The sequence below is a fragment of the Peribacillus simplex genome (assembly GCF_030123325.1).
Lineage (GTDB): Bacteria > Bacillota > Bacilli > Bacillales > DSM-1321 > Peribacillus > Peribacillus simplex_D.
This window is the reverse complement of sequence record NZ_CP126106.1, coordinates 1533290-1553985: the sequence shown is the minus strand read 5'-3', so window position 1 is coordinate 1553985 and position 20696 is coordinate 1533290. Positions and strand designations below refer to the sequence as shown.

At 39.8% G+C, this 20696-nt stretch carries 22 protein-coding genes; 5 read left to right on the top strand and 17 right to left on the bottom strand.

Features of this window, described 5'->3' with window-relative positions; translation table 11 throughout:
• Nucleotides 1-228: 228 nt before the first annotated feature.
• Both coaD and rsmD read right to left on the bottom strand, forming a co-directional pair.
• Nucleotides 229-720: a pantetheine-phosphate adenylyltransferase gene (coaD, locus tag QNH43_RS07560; RefSeq protein WP_076366704.1), complete on the bottom strand. Its 492-nt coding sequence runs from the start codon at nucleotides 718-720 to the stop codon at nucleotides 229-231.
• Nucleotides 721-1296: a 16S rRNA (guanine(966)-N(2))-methyltransferase RsmD gene (gene rsmD / locus QNH43_RS07555; RefSeq protein ID WP_034313946.1), complete on the bottom strand. Its 576-nt coding sequence runs from the start codon at nucleotides 1294-1296 to the stop codon at nucleotides 721-723.
• Between the two features lie 472 nt (nucleotides 1297-1768).
• Between rsmD and QNH43_RS07550 the strand changes: the two genes are divergently transcribed.
• Nucleotides 1769-2158: a DUF7147 family protein gene (locus QNH43_RS07550; RefSeq protein WP_076366708.1), complete on the top strand. Its 390-nt coding sequence runs from the start codon at nucleotides 1769-1771 to the stop codon at nucleotides 2156-2158.
• Between the two features lie 54 nt (nucleotides 2159-2212).
• On the opposite strand, the gene QNH43_RS07545 is transcribed toward QNH43_RS07550, so the two are convergent.
• Entirely contained in the window at nucleotides 2213-2488 is a 276-nt protein-coding gene (locus QNH43_RS07545) for a YlbG family protein (protein WP_048684554.1), read from the bottom strand.
• Between the two features lie 136 nt (nucleotides 2489-2624).
• On the opposite strand from QNH43_RS07545, the gene QNH43_RS07540 reads away from it, so the two are divergent.
• A complete protein-coding gene (locus QNH43_RS07540) occupies nucleotides 2625-2948 on the top strand; it encodes a hypothetical protein (RefSeq protein WP_283917356.1) in 324 nt (107 codons plus the stop codon).
• 141 nt (nucleotides 2949-3089) lie between these two features.
• Here the strand turns inward: QNH43_RS07540 and QNH43_RS07535 are convergent, their stop codons facing one another.
• The 5 genes from QNH43_RS07535 to QNH43_RS07515 all read right to left on the bottom strand — a co-directional run bounded on the left by QNH43_RS07535 (nucleotide 3090) and on the right by QNH43_RS07515 (nucleotide 6146).
• Nucleotides 3090-3539, bottom strand: coding sequence for a YlbF/YmcA family competence regulator (locus QNH43_RS07535; RefSeq protein WP_283918307.1), 450 nt, complete (start codon nucleotides 3537-3539; stop codon nucleotides 3090-3092).
• 60 nt (nucleotides 3540-3599) lie between these two features.
• The gene (locus QNH43_RS07530; protein WP_283917355.1) at nucleotides 3600-4025 is read right to left on the bottom strand and encodes a hypothetical protein; all 426 of its coding nucleotides are present in this window, start codon (nucleotides 4023-4025) and stop codon (nucleotides 3600-3602) included.
• A gap of 60 nt (nucleotides 4026-4085) precedes the next feature.
• A complete protein-coding gene (locus tag QNH43_RS07525; protein WP_076366714.1) occupies nucleotides 4086-4328 on the bottom strand; it encodes a YlbE-like family protein in 243 nt (80 codons plus the stop codon).
• Between the two features lie 12 nt (nucleotides 4329-4340).
• Nucleotides 4341-4772, bottom strand: a complete 432-nt coding sequence (locus QNH43_RS07520; protein WP_283917354.1) for a YlbD family protein — start codon at nucleotides 4770-4772, stop codon at nucleotides 4341-4343.
• A gap of 339 nt (nucleotides 4773-5111) precedes the next feature.
• Nucleotides 5112-6146, bottom strand: a complete 1035-nt coding sequence (locus tag QNH43_RS07515; protein ID WP_283917353.1) for a CAP domain-containing protein — start codon at nucleotides 6144-6146, stop codon at nucleotides 5112-5114.
• A gap of 346 nt (nucleotides 6147-6492) precedes the next feature.
• Between QNH43_RS07515 and QNH43_RS07510 the strand changes: the two genes are divergently transcribed.
• Nucleotides 6493-6855 (top strand): YugN family protein, encoded by a 363-nt coding sequence (locus tag QNH43_RS07510; protein WP_076366720.1) that lies wholly within the window; start codon nucleotides 6493-6495, stop codon nucleotides 6853-6855.
• 110 nt (nucleotides 6856-6965) lie between these two features.
• Here the strand turns inward: QNH43_RS07510 and QNH43_RS07505 are convergent, their stop codons facing one another.
• The 7 genes from QNH43_RS07505 to cyoE all read right to left on the bottom strand — a co-directional run bounded on the left by QNH43_RS07505 (nucleotide 6966) and on the right by cyoE (nucleotide 13826).
• Nucleotides 6966-7427 carry a DUF420 domain-containing protein gene (locus tag QNH43_RS07505; RefSeq protein WP_076366722.1) on the bottom strand — a complete coding sequence of 154 codons (462 nt, stop codon included), beginning with the start codon at nucleotides 7425-7427 and terminating at the stop codon, nucleotides 6966-6968.
• Between the two features lie 206 nt (nucleotides 7428-7633).
• Complete coding sequence (gene ctaG / locus QNH43_RS07500; protein WP_283917352.1) at nucleotides 7634-8536, bottom strand: cytochrome c oxidase assembly factor CtaG; 903 nt, start codon at nucleotides 8534-8536, stop codon at nucleotides 7634-7636.
• A 150-nt stretch (nucleotides 8537-8686) separates the two neighbouring features.
• Nucleotides 8687-9022: a cytochrome c oxidase subunit IVB gene (ctaF, locus tag QNH43_RS07495; RefSeq protein WP_048684534.1), complete on the bottom strand. Its 336-nt coding sequence runs from the start codon at nucleotides 9020-9022 to the stop codon at nucleotides 8687-8689.
• Nucleotides 9023-9025: 3 nt separating this feature from the next.
• Nucleotides 9026-9655 carry a cytochrome (ubi)quinol oxidase subunit III gene (locus QNH43_RS07490; protein WP_076366726.1) on the bottom strand — a complete coding sequence of 210 codons (630 nt, stop codon included), beginning with the start codon at nucleotides 9653-9655 and terminating at the stop codon, nucleotides 9026-9028.
• The gene (ctaD, locus tag QNH43_RS07485; RefSeq protein WP_283917351.1) at nucleotides 9655-11526 is read right to left on the bottom strand and encodes a cytochrome c oxidase subunit I; all 1872 of its coding nucleotides are present in this window, start codon (nucleotides 11524-11526) and stop codon (nucleotides 9655-9657) included. The genes QNH43_RS07490 and ctaD overlap by 1 nt, the downstream gene beginning before the upstream one ends.
• A 24-nt stretch (nucleotides 11527-11550) precedes the next feature.
• Nucleotides 11551-12633, bottom strand: a complete 1083-nt coding sequence (gene coxB, locus QNH43_RS07480) for a cytochrome c oxidase subunit II (RefSeq protein WP_283917350.1) — start codon at nucleotides 12631-12633, stop codon at nucleotides 11551-11553.
• 254 nt (nucleotides 12634-12887) lie between these two features.
• Nucleotides 12888-13826 (bottom strand): heme o synthase, encoded by a 939-nt coding sequence (gene cyoE / locus QNH43_RS07475; protein ID WP_283917349.1) that lies wholly within the window; start codon nucleotides 13824-13826, stop codon nucleotides 12888-12890.
• 601 nt (nucleotides 13827-14427) lie between these two features.
• Between cyoE and QNH43_RS07470 the strand changes: the two genes are divergently transcribed.
• The gene (locus QNH43_RS07470; RefSeq protein ID WP_283917348.1) at nucleotides 14428-15414 is read left to right on the top strand and encodes a COX15/CtaA family protein; all 987 of its coding nucleotides are present in this window, start codon (nucleotides 14428-14430) and stop codon (nucleotides 15412-15414) included.
• Between the two features lie 187 nt (nucleotides 15415-15601).
• Here the strand turns inward: QNH43_RS07470 and pyc are convergent, their stop codons facing one another.
• Nucleotides 15602-19039: a pyruvate carboxylase gene (gene pyc / locus QNH43_RS07465; RefSeq protein WP_283917347.1), complete on the bottom strand. Its 3438-nt coding sequence runs from the start codon at nucleotides 19037-19039 to the stop codon at nucleotides 15602-15604.
• Nucleotides 19040-19673: 634 nt separating this feature from the next.
• Nucleotides 19674-19955: an Fpa/YlaN family protein gene (locus QNH43_RS07460; protein WP_034313996.1), complete on the bottom strand. Its 282-nt coding sequence runs from the start codon at nucleotides 19953-19955 to the stop codon at nucleotides 19674-19676.
• Between the two features lie 221 nt (nucleotides 19956-20176).
• On the opposite strand from QNH43_RS07460, the gene QNH43_RS07455 reads away from it, so the two are divergent.
• Complete coding sequence (locus QNH43_RS07455; RefSeq protein ID WP_076366738.1) at nucleotides 20177-20680, top strand: hypothetical protein; 504 nt, start codon at nucleotides 20177-20179, stop codon at nucleotides 20678-20680.
• Nucleotides 20681-20696: the final 16 nt, after the last annotated feature.

The window sequence follows — 20696 nt, the reverse complement described above, 5'->3', positions numbered from 1 at the left end:
TACATTTTTTTTGAGGAAATGTAATATGAAAGTAGATTTCCACTCCAGGCACTCGCCTTCCACGGGCGGTCCGGAAGCCTCCTCGGCGCTCTTGGCGCCTGTGGGGTCTCCCATGGACGCCATTTTCTAGTCAGGAGTCTCGTACCCTTGTTCCAATCAACTTTATTTAAAATTGCAATTCCTTTTGTCTACAAACTCAGAGCGTTGCGCGTTTGCTATCTCTTTTTTCTATCCTTTCAGTTCCTCGTATTTTTTGGCCAGAGCTTTCTCGACGACAGTTGGCACTAGTTCGGAGATATCCCCGCCATACTTCGCAACCTCCTTCACGATACTTGAACTCAAGAAAGAATATTGATTTTTCGTCATGATAAAGAATGACTCTATTTTATTGTTAAGGAATCGGTTCATCGAAGTTCCCTGCATTTCATATTCAAAGTCGGAAGTGGCCCTCAATCCCCTGATGATGGCATTCGCGGAAACGCTTTCAGCATAGTCGACCGTCAATCCCTGATAGAAATCCACTTTAACATTGGGCATATGGGCAGTCGCTTCAGTAATCAATTCCAGTCTCTCCTCCACAGTAAAAAGTGAATTTTTCGCTGAATTGTTCACGATGACCACATATACCTCATCAAAAACATTCGCTCCCCTTTGAATGATATCAAGATGACCAAATGTTATTGGATCAAAACTCCCCGGACAAATTGCTATTTTGGACATTCATAGTTCCCCCTGTTCGTGTACGTTTCCCCATTGATAAATCGTAACGGCAATGACGCCATAAACTTCTTTTCTCTTAACGGTAAAGTCACCAACTTTTTCTGGCAATGTAACATCATGGCCATGCTCACAAACAATGTATCCCATATCGTTCAGCAAGCGGTATTTATGTATTTCTTCAAGAATTTCGACAAGCTTTTGTTTCTTATAAGGTGGATCAAGAAAAATCAATTCAAAAGTCATTTCCCTTTTCACCAAAGCCTTCAGTGCACGCTCTGAATCATTTTTATAAACTTCTGCACGGTCTGAAAACTTGCATAGTTCCAAATTGGCCTTAACTGTTTGATTTGCTTTAAAATCCCGGTCGACAAATATGGCTTTATCCATGCCTCTGCTTAACGCTTCAATTCCCAGTCCACCGCTACCTGCAAACAAGTCGAGGACCAGCCCTCCTTCGAAATAAGGACCAATCATGTTGAAAATGGATTCCTTGACTTTATCAGTAGTCGGCCGGGTTCCTGTACCCGGTACAGCCTTAAGTGGTCTTCCTTTGCAAATTCCGGAAACGACCCTCATAATCCTCACCACATTTTATGACAAATTTCTGTTACTTTCCTATCCTAACATATTAGAAAAAGCTAGCCAATATTTAAAGCGATTTGGCTTCACTTCCAAGATGAAAATCGACTTATCATTTCGGACCATGAAAGGAAGATAACTATTCTTTTTATAAATCTTTTACATTTTGAATAATAAAGTGGGTTTTGGCAATAATGTGAATAACAACATTCCTTTTTAGGTGTTGTTGCCAACCGCGGAGAAGGCTTACGTTTCCCCATAAGTTCTTCCTCCGGTTTCTCCTCTCCCTTTGCCTTCTGGTCCTTAGTTAGACATAGAAGGACCCTGCATATTTTTGCAGGGCTTTTTTTTTTTGATAAACCTCTGATATCTAATTTTCTTTGTCATGATTCGTCAATGAACTTGTCCTTCTCTTTTATGAGGGATAATGATAAAGTAATGAATAATAAGTTAGTTAGGAGAGGTTTAATTGATTCAACGTTTTATTGAAATTGGACAAGGATATTCCGATATATATGAGTTGCTGGAAGTGGGCCGCAATCAGAAACATCGAGTTGCGAGGCTTTTGGCCATGCATACTACCATAGATGATAAAAAGGTAACTTCATTGGTTATCGTCATGCAGCCCACGGATCCTGGGAAATTCCAGCCACTTTACATTTGCCGTGAAGGCATACCGAACCCTCATGCCACCAAAAACAAACGCTATGAGCTTTTTGAGAACTTGGCGGAGGAACTGGATAGGCCAATTATTGAAATCGACGTGAAACCTTCGGTGCTATTTGCAGAAGTCGAGTTGTACTACCAACACTTAATCGGCATTTTGCGAATGAATAGATATCTGCCCCCATTAGGTTGAAAGATGCCGATGCCAGACATTGAAAAAGGCTGACTCCGCATGAGTCAGCTTTTTTCAAATTCCCATTTTATAATCATATTCTTTCGCTTTATCCGGTTTGGAGTTTTCGAACTCCACCTTCAAAAAAGGCTTGTAAGAAAGGTCCACTTTTTTAACGAACGAATAATTATTCAGCTTTTCCACTAGTGGTTCCACTTCATCCATATTCGTATAAAGCACTACATATTTCAGCTTTTTTGAAACATAATGGATATTTCCAAATTTCCTAAGCATTTTGGCTTGTTTTAATGTATGTAAATAGACGATGATTCCCTGTCTCGCTCCAAGCATATCAATAACTCCCTTTTATAAAGGTTTTAACTAAGTGTAGCATAGCAGAATCTTTACTTTCAACCAAGAAAAAAGATTATAAACAAAATTCTCTCACTATTGTGAATATATATACTGTGAAGGGAGCCAAACAACGATGGATTTAAACCAAATTTGGCATCAATTTATTGATCATCTATTAGATAATGATGAAATTACCCAAGCTTCGATAAAAAAGTTCACAGGTATACCATTTATATATATCCATTATCACCCGGCACAAAATGGTAATAGTAAGCTTTCTTTCTTAATAAAAAAGGCCGCAAGCCTTTCAATGCGTGGCAAGCAGCTTCATTGTGAAACCATTTTCGTACGGCAGGAAGAACATTTATATGTTTTCCGGCATCGTTTTTATGTACCGCAGCAAAAGATGTTTTGCTGTGGCAACCTTTGTCCGGATTGTATCTTATATCGCAGTTAATCGCTTTGTAACGTATCCGGTTGACCCACTGTCTAGACGAAGGTTCCTTACATGACACAGCCACCGAACTCCGTAACAACCCGAATTTCGATGGCTGCATGTTCTTATATACCGGCCTGAATGACCATTCTTGCCATTACCTTAAGCAGAGCATCCACAACTTCCCCCGGTTCCGCAGCTTCCCGTTGAACATCCACCTGATGAAACAAAAAATGGATTCCCCGCTGGGGTTTTGACCTGTTCAGAAACGGCTAGGCCAATTTTTCCGCTTATTTCATCAAGAACGGATTGCAATTCGGTCTCAGCCCGCTTAAACCTTGCTACGGCAGGATGCATATCCATGTCTCGTTTAGCTTGCCTGGTTTCTAAATTGATGCGTTTATAATCCGGATGATATTTACCGAACCTTTGAACATCTTCAAATAGATCCTTTAGCGAAGTAAACTTGGAAATTTTCCGCTGTGCCTCTTTGTCGCCTTGTAATTTATATAAACTAATGAGGTATTCTTCCCCTATTTCAGAATGAAGGATCATTTCAGCTAATCCATCAGCCTGTTGTAAAATGTCGATGATTTCCATAGTAGCAAGCATTAACAAGCTCACCTCCACAACCATTTTACCATTTCTCCCTTTTAGATGCTAATGGTTTGATTAAATCGAGGAAGTGATATGTACCTCAATCTCTTTTTGTAACCCTGTTTTTTCACCTGAACCTTTCAAGACTTCCAGCTTAATTTTATGCATGCCATTTGGGACATCCTTTAAGATAAATGCTGCCGTTTTCATATCGACTTTCTTTTGATTATCAATAAATACGGACACAGTTGCCAATTGTTCAGGATTTGATTCTGAAAATCCATAGTTTTTCAAGTAGCATTCGACATAGACAGAGTTGCCTTTTACAAAAGTTTTTACCCGAAAGTCCTCATCTGAGTTTGGGATGCTCGATACAGTGGTGGCAGCTTTAAGTGTAGTAACACCTTGCATGGCTACTCCTGAATTTTCAGGTTCCGGTATTTTCTTTCCACAACCCGACGCTGCCATCAACACTGTGAGAACCAAAATCAACTTTCTCATTCCATCGCCCCCCTTTTGCCTTTATTGTTCGCCAAAAGGAGTAATTTACTCTTATTTTCTTCATTCACCTGAAGCATTCATCGCTTGAAACATATGAAGCATCATTGAGGCAACCTGAACGCTCTCCGAAAATTTAGAGACCCGATGTGGAATCGATTTCTCAAAGTAATATTTCGCTTCGGTTTCAAACACATCCACTTCATGGGGATTGCGCATTAACCTTTTGTACCATGCAGGCTGAATCCTCAAGTAATTACGCATATCTTCGTTTGTTTGAATGAATTCATATATATTCTGACGCATGAAAAACCCTCCTTAATCTTTGGTGAATAAAAAAGGGTTAGCTCTCTGCTCTTTTTCTTTTGGGGGAGGACTGGTATCACCTGATTTATTCCCTTGGAAAGCAGATAGCACTCCTTGGATTGCACCGATGGCCTGATTGGCATTCGTAATATATTGTTGAATCTGCCCCATATCCATATTTTTAACTGCACTCATTAACGAACCGATCAACTCAGTGCTTTGGTCTCCCTTTTCAACCGGCTGTGATGGGGATCCTGTATTCACTTTGGACTCGCCCACACTGCCGTCAGCCTGCCAGCGTGGATGATCTTCTCCGAGTAAATACCACTCTTCAAAAAGTTCCTGCCATGTTGCTTGTTTGCTTCTCACTTCATTCACTAAATGAGGATGTTCCTTTACAAACTCCCGAAATTTATCCACGGAGGGCCGCTTTCTTTTTGCCATTACTCTCACCTCACACTTAGACATCGCCTATTGCACCATATGCTGAAGGTAAATAAAAAGTGCATAACATTCCTTTTAAATGCAAATGGATGATTTGGGGATGAGTGCCCTTATAGTTCCAAAAGTGTATGCTGCCGTGACTGCGGATATCCAGGTCCGTTATGAAAAACTCTGCATTGGCGCTCGATTCCATGCAAATTAATACATAGTCATATGATAAAATCATCGAGGGAAAGGTCAACGTGATGATGGGGAACTTGCGCTATATCGATAGGGACCTTTTTCATTTTCAAAATATAATCCAGAACAAGAAAACGGACCCAAATCGGATCCGTTCTTTTATCTCTTTATGAAATTCTGGGTGTAGTACCTTTTATATACCCCGACACCCAGACCTGTAAATTCCTCATTCAGCATCGCATCCCGATGCCCTTTGCTATTTAGCCAACCTTCCATGACTGCAGCTGCGTCAACATAATTAGCCGCTATATTTTCACCTGCCGCCCTGTATTTTACATGGCCTGCATCGAGACGCTTTTCCAAATCCCCCTTTGTTTCAGAAACATGGGTTCCTTCAGGTGCGTCCGTCATTTCCCGGCTATGAAGGTAAGCAACCTCTGCAGTTGGCGCATCCCATTCTAAAGGCTTCAAATCAAACCTGCTGCGCATTATATTCGTAATATCGAATATTTGCTGCTCATTGCCCTCGTCCACTTTCGCCAAGTCTTCATCAGAAAGGTCCTTAACTGTCACAAGTTCACCATGATAGGTCAGCTCATACGGCTGTTGTTTCAATAAAGCGGAATCATTCAAAAATCGGATGCTTGAAACAGTCCCGGTGAATTTATCCAAATATAGCTGAACATTAATATTCCCTAAATCAATCAAAGGCCTCATGTTCATATCTTCCTCCGACAATTCAAAACGATAGGAACTGTGACCAACTTCAATATCAACAGTGGGTTCCACATATAAGCTGGAATAGATGGCATCAATCGATTGTCCAATTTTAAAAGGAGCGACATTGACCTTATCACCAATTCCATAAGCAGATACCACTTTTTCATTTTCAACGGCTAATTGGAAATAATTATCATAGTCCTTTTTATAAACCCACCATTCATATCCATAGGCGGACATATCAATTCGATCTGGCTTACCATATTCCTTTTCTATCTCTTTTGCATTTTTCCCGATTGTTACCGCCAGACCTTCTGTCAATTCAGTAACCCCTTCTTTTTCAGAGGAAGTGCTTTTTTCATTTATATGTTCATTGGGGTTAACACCTTTGTTACCATCAATAAGAGGGTTTCCTTCATCTTCATCGCCGATATTAAGATAAATACCGATTACGAAAAAAATAATAATTAACACCAACACCTTACCTAAACCGCGCAGAGGAACACTCCCTCTCTCTATCTAATTTATGTATCCAATGCAAAAACCTTTCTTTCCTGATTATATCACTGTTCAATCATAATTTTCTAATTTACGATAGACTGTCCCTTCAATAAATTTTATTTAAAAAATGGAACTTTTGCGAATGATTAAAATACCATGGTTGAGTTCATTGCAACTTCCACCATTTCGTACTATTATAAAATATAGGATAAAATGGTATATTATAAACATACTTGGAGATTTTTAATATATTCATGTACATAATATTTTCCCGGTATGTCATTTTAATTCTCAATAGTAAACATAGGAGGTACTACTCGTGAAATTTGAAAGCTTTGGAATCGAAAACATTACAGCCGACTTAAACCGATTAGATGACCTAATGCCGCAATATGGTTTAATACGGGCAGAACAATGGGATTACGAAAGAGTAAGTTACGATCGTAAGTTCGACTTAAAAGAAGGCACGTTTTACCTGAGAATACTTGGCTATGCTACAGAGGGCGATGTAGGCGCTCACAGGGCCGTCATCAAACTAATGGTTCCTCTATTAGGAAAACACTATTATCCGCACGGAGTTGAATATGGTGAAGGAGAGGATTTCCCTGCATCACTAGTTAAACAAAGTGAAAAAATCCTCGCTCAAATCAAAGAAGAACTTACCCAATTCAACGGTCTGTAAAAACCGTTAGTGAAAAGTAAGCACAAAGAGAGAGGATCATGTGTGATGCTCTCTTTTTTATATCCATTACAAAAGCCTGATGCTTTTTTGCACCAGGCTTTTTCGTTATTTTAAAATCCTAGAATCGCCTTTATTAAAGATGTTGTTTCGCCGCCATGATAAATGACATAAAGCAGGATGTAAACAGCTACTCCAGTAATTCCAGTGAAAAACCAAATGATGCTTGTCGCAGGCCCAATTTTTTTATGAATGGCAAATTTACCTTTAAACCCAGTGGTAAGCATGACAATCCCCAAAACAGCTCCAGTTGTTGCAAGTGTTATATGGAAAATCAAAAAAATCGTATAATAAATTTTAATGTCAGCGGGTCCGCCAAATGACGTACTACCAATGAAGACCGTCCTGGAAAGATATATAGCGAAAAAGATTACCGCAAAAACCGCAGCTGCCATCATGGTTTTTTTATGGGTCTCGATTTTGCGTTGTTTAATTTGATACCAGCCTATTGCAACAGTGATGGCACTTAATACAATGAAGGCTGTACTTATCGTTGGAAGGATTGGTAAAGACATATGAATTGTAGTCCTCTCTATATTTATTAATCAACTACCATTTTATAAGAGGCACTCATAAAATTCAATAAAATCAAGGATTATTAACAGAATGCTCACTTTTATAGAATAGGCAAGTCAAATCGCTGGCTATTTGGTTTAAATCGAAAATCAGGTAAAGGCGGATAAAAGACTTGTCCGCCCAAGACAAGTCTTTTATCGTACATTTATTCTACAGTCTGAAAATCCGAAGGTATCGGATCTATATCATTTTGGCCGCCATTCTCCTTTTTGAACCAAGCAAAGAAAATGACACCCAATACATAACCTAAAACGATTTCTTGAATCACCTTCATCAAAACCCCACCAAGCTGTTGGTCCTCAAGCAATGGCAGTCCATTGAACATTTCTGGGCCACTGAGCGTTAAACCGGAAAGTGCTGAAGCCGGAACGCAAAGTTCCATGGCACTGGCCCAAGACTCCGCATTAGTGAATGTATCATACATCGGATCATTAGCAAAAATGATTAAAGCGCAGGCAGGGGTCATTAGAATTCCACTGCCGAATATATAAGCTACTTTTTTCACACCTGATAGACTTTCACGTTCGGGCACCTGATTGACAAGCGGGAACCACATCAAAACAGCTGTCGTAAATAAAAGTATCGTGTAGCCTGCATGAATCCACATCCCCGTTTTGATATAATCGAACACTAACGGGATATGGTACAGCGAGAAAAGAACATTAAATAGTAAAAGGGCGACAAGTGGTCTCGTAAAAAATTGAAATAACGTCTTTACTCCCCTTGAATTTATGAAAGTTCTCATAAGCCAATCTGGAATCGCAATGATAAATAAAGGCGGAATCACGAGATAGAGCAGTGCCATTTGAAACATGTGTGCACTGAACATGATATGGCTCAATAAATCAAGTGGGGATCCTTTTACCACATAAAGGAGGAACATGGCTATCAAAAAATAAGTTGCCTGTTTAACGGAAAGCGATGAACTGCCCGGAAACTTCTCCCTTTTTTTTGTCACCAGCCAAAAATATCCTACGGTTATAAGTACGAGGGCGGCAAAATAATAAGGACTCCACAAAGCGCGAAATCCGAAAATATCAATAGACAAAAAAATCACCTCGTTCATAAACTTTTTCTTACTTTCATTATACCTAAAATGAAACATTGTAACAAATATAGATAAACTTGGATTATTTTCCTGGAAATCACCACATAAAGAAAAACCGGCTATCATTCAATAGCCGATTTTCTTTATGGTTTATAACCAAACAATCGTTGTGAACACAAGGACAGTTATCAAGCCGACTGCAAGGCCGGAAAATAAGAACAACGCAATGGTGCCATGCCCTTTATGCTTCATATGCATGAAATAATACAATTGGAAAATCACTTGTACAACTGCCAGCAGTAAAATGACTGGTTTAATGAACCAATGTGAAAAACCCTCAATTCCTACTGCAGCAAAAGCAAGTAATGTAAAGAAAATCATAAGTGTAAATGATATCACTTGGTGTTTCATCTCTTCAGCATTTTTCTTACGGCGATATTTTAAATCGACATTCGGGTTCGCTGAATTTGATTGTTCATTCGCCATCAGTTATCCCACCATTCCCATTAAGTATACGACAGTAAAGATAAACACCCAGACTACGTCAATGAAATGCCAATAAAGACTCGCAACAAAAAATTTAGGAGCGTTATACAAATTCAAGCCCCTTCCTGCATTACGCACCATAAGACAAATGATCCAAACCAAACCGAATGCAACGTGTCCTCCGTGAAAACCAACTAACGTATAAAACGCGGATCCGAAGGCACTGCTCGTAAATGTATGATGGAATTCATGAACATAGTGATTAAATTCATAAATCTCGAGTCCAAGAAAACCTAAACCGAGTGCAACCGTAATCACAAGCCAAGCCTGCATTTGTTTAAAGTGATTATTTTTCATATGGTACATCGCATACACACTAGTCAATGAACTGGTCAATAACAGCATGGTTGCCACAAAAGTAAGTGGTAATTCGAATAAATCTTTAGCTAGGGCTGCATCACCATTTGGAACTTTATCCTTCAATGCTAGGTAAGTTGCAAATAATGAGGCGAATAATACCGTCTCTCCACCAAGAAACAACCAGAATCCCAAATACTTATTTTTACCTTCTAAAGTCGCTTTCTCGGGAGAAGCAGGCCAGGTAGCATCCGTGAATCTTTCATCTGTCTGCATTATGCCTTACCTCCCTTGTCTTTATCGTCCATAAGGTCTTCTTTATGAATATGGTACCCATGATCGTCTTTAACGGAACGGATAAACATTGAACCAAATGTTACCAAAAGTCCTACTACCATAATAGGCAGGGTCCATGTCTTATCATCCATATGGTATAAAGCACCGAATGCGGCGATAAATAAACCGGAAGCAGTCGTTAAAGGAAGAATGGATGAATTCGGCATATGGATATCCCCAAGTGGTTCTGCAGGAGTCATTTCCTTTTTCCCTTCCATTTTTTCAACCCAGTAAGGATCTAATCCCCGGACTAGCGGCAGTTGTTTAAAATTATAAAAAGGCGGTGGTGATGGAATGGCCCATTCCAGCGTGCGGCCATCTCCCCAAGGATCATTGCCGACTTTTTCATTCTTCACAGATGTAATGATGATATTGATGACCATAACCAAGACACCAAACGCCATCAAAAAGGCTCCAACAGTACTAATCATATTACCTGTATTGAAACCTTGATCGTCCAAGAATGTAAATACGCGACGAGGCATCCCCATCAAACCTAAGAAATGTTGAATGAAGAATGTTAAATGGAAACCAATCAAGAAAGTCCAAAATGTGATTTGCCCCAATTTTTCGCTTAACATCGTTCCAAACATCTTCGGCCAATAGAAATTGATTCCAGCCAGTAAACCTAATACGACCCCACCAACGATTACATAGTGGAAATGAGCAACAACGAAATAACTATCATGGTATTGATAATCAGCAGGTGCAGATGCGAGCATGATACCTGTCACGCCACCCATTGTAAATGTAGGGATAAAGGCAACTGCATAAAGCATCGGAACCGTGAACTTGACGCTTCCTCCCCACATCGTAAAAATCCAGTTGAATATCTTAATACCTGTCGGTACAGCGATAGCCATGGTCGCCACGGCAAAGATTGCATTTGCGATCGGACCTAGGCCAGTGGTAAACATATGATGCGCCCAAACCATGAAACCTAAGAAACCGATTAAAACGGTTGCAAATACCATCGATGAATAACCAAACAATCTTTTTCTGGAGAATGTAGCGAAAATTTCGGAAAAAATACCGAACGCCGGAAGAATCAGGATATAAACTTCCGGGTGACCGAATATCCAGAACAAATGCTCCCAAATAATCGTATTTCCCCCTGCCGCTACATCAAAGAAATTCGCGCCAAACATCCGATCGAACATCATTAACACCAATCCCACGGTAAGCGGAGGAAAAGCGAATAATATCAATGCAGAAACGACGAAAGTTGACCAGGTAAACAGCGGCATACGCATATATGTCATACCAGGTGTACGCATATTAATAATGGTTACAAGGAAATTGATCCCTGCAATTAGTGTTCCAAAACCTGATATTTGTAATCCGAGGACGTAAAAATCAATGCCATGACCTTCGGAGTGGAGGGAAAGTGATGCATACGATGTCCAGCCTGCATCTGGAGCCCCCCCTAAAAACCATGAAAGATTCAGAAAGATTCCGCCAAAGAAAAACAACCAAAAACCTAACGAGTTCAAAAATGGGAACGCAACATCACGTGCCCCTATCTGTAATGGGACAACCGCATTCATTACAGCAAACACTAACGGCATGGCCGCCAGAAATATCATAGTCGTACCGTGCATGGTCAAAATTTCATTATAAAATCCGGCACTTACGAAATCATTGTTTGGGATTGCCAGCTGGATTCGGATAAACATCGCTTCCAAACCACCGATTACAAAGAATAACCCGCCAGAGATAAGATATAAAATGGCGATCTTCTTATGGTCTACCGTCGTCAGATAATCCCAAACCGTAGCGCCAAATCCTTTTTTATTAGCGTACGTACTCACGATTTAACCTCCTTAATCAATGTTCTATTTGTCTTCCACTTTAAGCTCCAATAGATAAGCTGCCAGTGCATTAATATCTGAATCTGAAAGTTCGCCGTAAGTACCGGTCATCGTGTTGCCCGGTTTATACTTCTCAGGATCCTTGATCCATTTTTTTACATTTTCTTCCGTATGATCCAATACGCCAGCTACTTTTTGACGCTCACCGAATGTAGCCAGATTCGGAGCCTGACGAGCTGCCTCAGGCCTGCTGTCATTTGGTGTAACCGCATGGCAGCCTATACAGCTTTGATTAAAGACATCTTCACCCTGTTTGGCTAGATCACCTTCAACGACAGGTTCCTTCGCGGCTTTCATATCTTTAGTCCACTCTTCAAAATCGCTTTTAGACTTCGGTACGACCTTAAAATCCATCAAAGCATGTGAAGGACCGCAAAGTTCAGCACATTTTCCGTAGAATAAGTTGTTCGAATCTTCTGCCTTTTTACTATCGAATTCTAAGAAAAACTGATTGACCCCTTCTGTATTTGTATCCATTTTCCCTCCAACAGAAGGTACCCAAAATGAATGCTTAACATCTGAAGCAGTTAAATTGAAGTACACTTTTTGATCTGTTGGCACAACCAAATCCTGACTTGTTACAACGCCGAGGTCTGGATATTCAAACTCCCACCAATAAAGGTTTGCCCTAACATTCACGACAAGTGCATCCTTCGTTTTTCCATCCTTATCTTTCTTATCCATTGCCTTTGTGTCGGCTAAGTCAAAAGTCGTGACGACGGTCGGAACAGCCAGAACAATTAAAAGAAGGATAGGAATAACAGTCCAGATAATTTCGAGTTTATGACTTCCTTCAATTTGTTTTGGTATTGTTTCGTCGCCTTTCTTTCGACGGAAGCGTAGTAAAACTACAACGAACAAAATAATCACAACAATAATAACCAGTACCATGATTAGTGTACTCAATATCAGTAAGTCATACTGAGATTGCGCAACATCGCCAGCTGGCTTCAGCGCGGATAGAAATGGTTCGCCGCAGCCCGAAAGGACAAGTCCTACAATACCCAGCAGAGCAATCAGGCGCCATTTGTGCAGCCTTTTTTTCATAGCTTCAGAAACCCCTCTTTCGTCAAAATTTTCTCACAAAATTAAAAATGGGCGCAATTGCGAATATTCTCTCTATGTCAATTTCTAAAAAAGAAAGAATCCCTAATCTAAGGAATTATTAAGATGATTCATGTAACCGCTCTTATGTATGGCCCCGTTGGTTCCTTTAATATGTATGAATGGCGGTCAGTGCTTTATTTATCAGTAAGCTGGAGCCTGCAAAAGAACAGGCCGCCAGCTTATTTAAACCACAACTAGATGAGAGTGACAATAACCATCGCTACAAATAAAATGGTCATATAATTTAAAGAATATACAAACATGGATGTTGCCCATTTAACATCATCTTTCTTTTTATACCCCTTAATCCCCAAAATAAGCCAACCCGTGCTCAATAATGCAGCAAGAATAACTAGCGGAGTTCCTAATGGAGTTAAAAAGAAAGGAACGAACATTAAACCGACGATCCATAGCATAATCGATCTTTTTGCAGCCTTGAACCCTTTCACTACCGGAAGCATGGGTACCCCAGCTGCACGATATTCTTCGACACGCCTCATTGCAAGTGCATAAAAATGAGGAGGCTGCCACAAGAACATGATCGCGAACAGGACCCAGGCGATCTTATCAAGGTCCGGATCGACTGCAGCCCACCCGATAAGTGGAGGCACCGCTCCGGATATACTGCCTATAATCGTATTCGAGACAAATCTACGTTTGAAAACCATGGTATATAAAACAACATAGGCGAAGACGCCGAATGCTCCTAGTATGGCAGTTGTCATATTAGTCAATGCAAGTAAAATCAGCCCTGCAGCAATTAAACCGAAACTTAATGCCAATACCCTTGAAGGCTGTACTTTCCCAGTTACCGTTGGACGGTTTTTCGTTCTTTCCATTAAATGATCGATATCACGGTCATAATAATTATTGAAACTGCAAGATCCCGCCATTATGAGCGCCGAACCTGCAAGTGTATAAAACACTACATCTAGATTGTTTAAGAAGCTAAGCCCCGAAAAATGAAGAGCTAACCACACGCCGGTAAAAGCTGTAATTATATTTGAATTGACAATCCCCACTTTTATAAGTGCGAGAAAATCCTTCCAAGCTGTTGTTTCAGGTATATCCGATTGAAGGGCGGCTTTACTGTCCTCCATGACAGCTTCTGACAAACCCCTTGTTTCTGACATTTGTTTTCCTCCTTTAAATCATTCAAAACAGACGCAAATGCAAAAAAAACTTACATATGCTATAGAACATTATTTCATACTTTTTGATATTTGTAACCAAGGAAGCGTAAACAAAAAGTAAATTATTTACCAATGACCGTTGTCAATGGAATCCATCGAGAGCTTTCATTCTTAATATCATGCTTAAAAACAGTAAAATTTAGTAAAATCATTTCTTCAATATATTAAAACACATTTTTGGAAGCTTTTGTGAAAATTTTTCGGGTATTTTTTGACCAAATTGTGTCTCAATAATTTACTTATCTCTTGTATGATGTTCATCAAGAACATGAATAATATGCCATCATCATCATCCCCTAGGCTTATTCCCTATTTTGCTCCTACTTGAAGGTTTACACTCCCTTTATTTCTATCAAAGTCTTTAGTAACTTTCAACTATTTCAGGCATTTTAATTAATAGTTTTAATATTAACTGAACTTGTAAAATCATTCTATTTTGTGTAATATCGAGGAAGTTCGACAAATATTATGAAAACCTTATGCTATTATTAATTTTATGGAACAACCCTAATTTGCTACAGAGAAAAAGGTGGGGCTACTAGTGAAATCGTCTCTTAAATGGTTTGCTGTTTTAACTACGGTTGTAATGCTTTTCATCTTACTTGGTGGAGCTTTAGTCACGAAGACGGATTCCGGCATGGGATGCGGCAGGTCCTGGCCATTGTGCAATGGCCAATTGATCCCGGACAAAATCACGATTGAATTGGTCATTGAGCTTTCCCATCGGCTCGTTTCAGGTGCTGGAGGTTTCCTTGTTTTATTATTATCGTATATGTCTTGGAAAAAAATCGGCCATATCCGTGAAGCGCGTTTCTTATCCATCCTTTCTTTTGGTTTTCTGTTACTGCAAGGGTTGATCGGAGCCGCTGCCGTCATTTGGTCACAATCCGATTTCGTCCTTGCCCTTCATTTTGGCATATCGCTCATTTCCTTTGCTGCCGTCTTTTTACTGACACTGTTGATTTTTGAAGTGGACAAGAAGTTCGAAGCAGAAAAACTTATCGTTGACAAACGAATGAAATTCCATATTATTGGCGTATTGATTTTTTGTCTCATGGTCGTCTATACAGGTGCTCTTGTAAGGCATACAGAATCAAGTCTTATCTGTAAGGATTGGCCTTTATGCGTAAATGACAGTCTTGCACTCCCCTCCAACCTTTATGAATGGATTCAGATGGGGCACCGTGCAATGGCAGGCGCTATTTTCATTTGGGTATCCTATGTCGCTTATATCGCAAAAAAACATTATAGAAATCAAAAAGTGCTATATGGCGGCTGGATTGCTGCATTCATTCTCGTATTTTTACAAGTTACCGCTGGTGCCTTTATCATTTTCTCAAGGCAAAACCTATATATCGCACTAACTCACGCACTATTCATTGCCTGCTTTTTTGGTGTAATGAGCTATTTGATGCTATTGACATCAAGAAGCAAAAAAAATGCCCTTGCCAAGCAAAAAAAGAACTCCGCGCACTCTGTCAAAGGACAGGATGAACAGGATATAACGCCAACGGTACCCGCCCGTTAATGTCTGATTGTTCAATCAATAATGAAATTAAGATAAACAAAACCACCATTCCCGGGAATGGTGGTTTTGTTTTATCTAATGGGAGTTCAATGACCGTACATTGCCTAAAAAGAGGGTATAGGGCAGCTTAAAACCTCAAGCCTGCCACATATACCCCAAATCATTCACAAGGTCACAGTCAGCGATATTACTTAGTTATTTCAATCAATAAGTCCCCAGTACTGATCGCTTCTCCATCTTTTACATAAATATCCTTAATGGTCCCGGAGAATGGTGCTTGCACGGTAGTTTCCATTTTCATCGCTTCCGTAATGATCAGGTGATCACCCTGCTTGACCTGATCGCCTTTCTCGACCACTACACGAATAACCGTACCTGGCATTGTCGCACCCAGTTGTTCTTTATTTTTAGGGTCAGCTTTCATTTTTGATACAACGGAAGATTTAATGTTTTCATCCTTGATGATCACTTCACGTGATTGACCATTCAACTCAAAATACACAACCCTTGTTCCATCAGCCAATGGCTGACCGATTGAAACCAATTTTACGATGAGCGTTTTACCCTTTTCAATTTCAACTTCGATCTCTTCCCCTAGCCTCATGCCATATAAGAAAGTTGCGGTATCAAGGTTGGAAACATCACCAAACAGCTCAATCGTTTTATTGTAGTCCAGGAATACTTTTGGATATAAAGCATATGCAAGCACATCGAAATCAGTGACTGCCCGTCCCAATTCCTTGAATAATTCTTCTTTAAGAGCTGCAAAATCCACTTCTTCCAATAATTCACCCGGTCTTACTGTTATAGGTTTCTTCCCTTTCAGGATAACTTCCTGAAGCTCTTTAGGGAATCCCCCAACCGGCTGACCTAGATAGCCTTCGAATAACTCTATGACTGAATCAGGGAAATCGATGGATTTGCCTTTTGTCAGAACATCTTCTTCAGACAGGTTATTTTGCACCATGAATAAAGCCATATCCCCAACAACTTTGGATGAAGGAGTTACTTTAACGATATCGCCGAACATTACATTGACACGCTGGTACATTTCTTTCACTTCATGCCAGCGGTCACCCAGCCCCACTGCTTTGGCTTGCTGCTGCAGATTGCTATATTGACCGCCCGGCATTTCGTGTTTGTACACTTCAGTATGAGGTGCATTCATGCCGCTTTCGAAGTCATGATAGAATTTCCTGACCTCTCCCCAGTATTCTCCTAAACGCTCTAGTGAATCGACTTCCAACTTAGGCTGTCTGCTTGACCCCTCCAACGCATAATGAAGTGTTTGTACACTTGGCTGCGAAGTCAGTCCAGCTAAAGAACCAATCGCCGTATCAACGATATCCACACCAGCTTCGATCGCTTTCGAATACATGTAAATGCCATTTCCGCTTGTATCATGAGTATGCAGATGGATCGGAAGTGAAGTCGTTTCTTTCAGTTCCGATACTAGGCGGTAAGCAGCATCAGGTTTCAAGAGGCCGGCCATGTCCTTGATCGCTAAAATATGGGCACCGGCACGCTCTAGTTCCACGGCCATGTTTTTATAGTAGTCGATATTATACTTGCTGCGTGATGGATCATTCAAATCCCCGGTATAACAAATGGCCGCTTCCGCAATTTTGCCGGATTGGCGGACTGCATCAATAGCCAATTCCATCCCTTTAACCCAGTTTAAACTGTCGAAGATACGGAAAACATCAATGCCTGCATCCGCTGATTTCTCTACGAATTCACGAATGACATTATCAGGGTAATTTTTATAACCAACTGCATTTGAAGCCCTTAAAAGCATTTGTAATAAGACATTCGGTGCTTTTTTCCTGAAACTTATCAGCCTGTCCCATGGATCTTCTTTCAAGAATCGATATGCGACATCGAAAGTTGCCCCGCCCCACATTTCCATTGAAAATAAATCAGGAAGTAGTTTTGCTGTAGGCTCAGCGATATCAAGGATATCTTTCGACCTAATTCTCGTCGCCAGTAAAGATTGATGTGCATCGCGGAAAGTCGTATCGGTGATCAATACCTCTTTCTGTTCTTTGATCCAATTGACCAGTCCCTCTGCACCTTGCTCTTCAAGTATATTTTTTGTACCCGAGATAAGCGGCAGGCCACCAACATTCGGAATTGGGGCAGGATCAAAAACAGGTTTTTTCTTTTTCTCGACTCCTGGGAATCCATTCACGGTCACATTTCCGATATATGAAAGCATTTTTGTTCCACGGTCTTTTCTAATTGGGAAGCTGAATAATTCCGGTGTTGAATCAATGAATGATGTATCATATTCCCCATTTATGAATTTTTCATGTTTTACAACATTTTCAAGGAAGGGAATATTTGTTTTAATTCCACGAATCCTGAACTCCTTAAGGTTACGAACCATTTTGGAAGCTGCCTGTTCAAATGAAAGCGCATGAGTGGAAAGTTTAACGAGAAGGGAATCATAATATGGTGTGATGACCGCACCTTGGAATCCATTCCCAGCGTCCAGACGAACACCGAATCCCCCACCGGAACGGTAAACCATCATTTTCCCGGTATCAGGCATGAAATTATTCAATGGGTCCTCAGTCGTCACCCGTGATTGAATCGCATATCCATGTGTTTTGATTCCTGACTGTTCGGGAATACCAATCTTTTTGCCATGGAGTTCATGCCCTTCCGCTACCATGATTTGGGATTGGACGATATCAATGCCCGTAATCATTTCAGTAATGGTATGCTCAACCTGAACCCGTGGATTGACTTCAATAAAGTAAAATTCGCCATTTGCGACAAGGAATTCGACCGTACCGGCGTTTACATAATCAATATTTTTTGCCAACTTGACGGCTGCCTCACAAATCCTTTCCCTTAAATCCTCGGAAAGGGAAACGGAAGGTGCCACTTCCACAACTTTTTGATGCCGTCTCTGAACGGAACAGTCACGCTCATATAAATGGACGATATTCCCATGAGTATCAGCCAAAATCTGAACTTCGATATGCTTCGGATTTTGAATGAATCTCTCTACATAGACTTCATCATTACCAAAAGCCGCTTTAGCTTCTGATTTTGCGCGATCATAAGCCTCTTCAACTTCTTCAATTTTTTCGACAATCCGCATTCCGCGTCCGCCGCCGCCTAAAGAGGCTTTTATGATAATTGGAAAACCGTATTGTTCACCAAATTTCTTTACTTCTTCAACACTGGTCACCGGTCCATCGCTACCAGGGATAACCGGAATATCAGCCAGTTCAGCTTGTGTTCTGGCCTTTACTTTGTCACCAAACATATCTAGGTGTCTTGATTCTGGTCCGATGAAGATTATGCCCTCTTCCTCACAACGTTTCGCAAATTCAATATTTTCTGAAAGGAAACCATAACCAGGATGAATCGCATCGACTCCGCTCATTTTGGCGATCGCAATTATGCCTTCAATATCCAGGTATGCATCAATCGGCTTTTTGCCTTCCCCAACCAAATATGCCTCATCCGCTTTATATCGGTGATAAGAACCATAATCTTCCTTTGAATAGATTGCAACTGTGTGAATGTCTAATTCCGTACATGCCCGAAAAATCCGTATCGCTATTTCTCCACGATTTGCCGCAAGTACTTTTTCTATACGTTTCCCCATTGCTACCACCCTAATCAATATGTATTTTTATTGAATATATAGAAAAAAAGCGTGAAAGACTTTCACCACTTTTTATTCAAGAATTTAAATCCCAACCAAGGAGACCATTCTGATCAAGCTCATTTTATTGCAGATGTAATTATTTCGATATATTTTATATTCTCGTTTTTTACATCCGTTAAAGACTAAAAAGTGCCTTACACCAATAGCAAATGAAAATTTAGCTATAATAATATATTATCAAATTGATTTAACATTCAATTAATATAACCATAATACTAAAATTAACTGAATACAATAAAAAAATAAAAAATTACATATATTCGTATATAAAAACAAGGAATTAGCTCCGGCTTTCCGACTAACGTCCCATTGTTAATCAAAGGGATTCGATTGAAAAATCCCACATATTTCATGATTGATAGAGAAATTTGAAATGTGAAGATAACCATTAAACATTACATCGAAAATTCAAAAAAATAAAAAAACAAAAAATAAATAAACACAATTGAGCTTGTCCGGATTAATTAGTATGTCATTATTGAATATAGTATAACACTATTAATTAATTATGTATATAAATAAAAAACTCAAACAATCATCGAGATTTGTTTGAGTTAGTATGTTTTATCTATTATTTTTTTAATGATGCTTCATGCAAAACTGACAATTCCTGTTCAAGGGTCTCCAAAAGGGATTTACCCTCGGTTTCCTCTACCAAACCTAAGCGTACGGCAAAATCAATTTCTCGTGATAGGCCGAACATTTGTGTATCAAGTACCTCTTCATACAAAGGACATTGAGGCATAGTGAGATTTTCCATTTGAACTTTTATCAGTTTTAGAATCTTGTCAGCATCTGCTTTTAATAAAGCATAAGCTTTTTCTCGATGATTGACAAGCATATCAGATGCCATGTTAAATCCCCCCGCTCAGAGCGATTAAATCTTATCTCTAAATTCTACCTTTAGTTTTGTGAAAAAGCAAGGACATTGACAAACAATTTGCCATTGGGATATCACTGCCACCTCTCAAATGAATATATCCAGCAATGAAAATAGTTCACCATCTTGTAGATGTGACATTTCAATTATAATTGATTATAATCATTAAAGAGCAACAGAAAGGAATGAGATATTTGGAACCTATCGTATTTATAAATGGGAAAGTGAAATATCCAATTACGCTAGATCCTGGAGTATGGATTTTTGATGACCGTAAAGTTGAAATCGATACATATTTCCACGCTGAAAGAGTCCAAGTCAATGAATTAGAAGAATATACGATTGCCGCTTCCAAACATTGGCAAAAAGAAATACAGGAAGGCGCAATAATGCCGCCCACAATAAAAACGGAAAGAAAGTTCGAGAAGCAAAGATTGCTGGAAGGGACTTTCGGCATCCCTTTTGAACCTTTTTTAAAAAATGCCGAACCTGAAAATGGGGTAACTGAAGTCATCGTTACAACCGATGATGAGGAGCTTACATTCCCGTTGGAAACGGCACTTGAATTTTTCCTGGGCTTTTCCAAGGATGGAAAGCCTCTTAAAATATCTGAAGGCGGCCCTATGGAAATTTATTTCGGAGACGCTTCCAACATCAATGATCCGATAAAAAATGTACGGTCTTTCACTGTTAAATAAGACATAGTCCATTCTT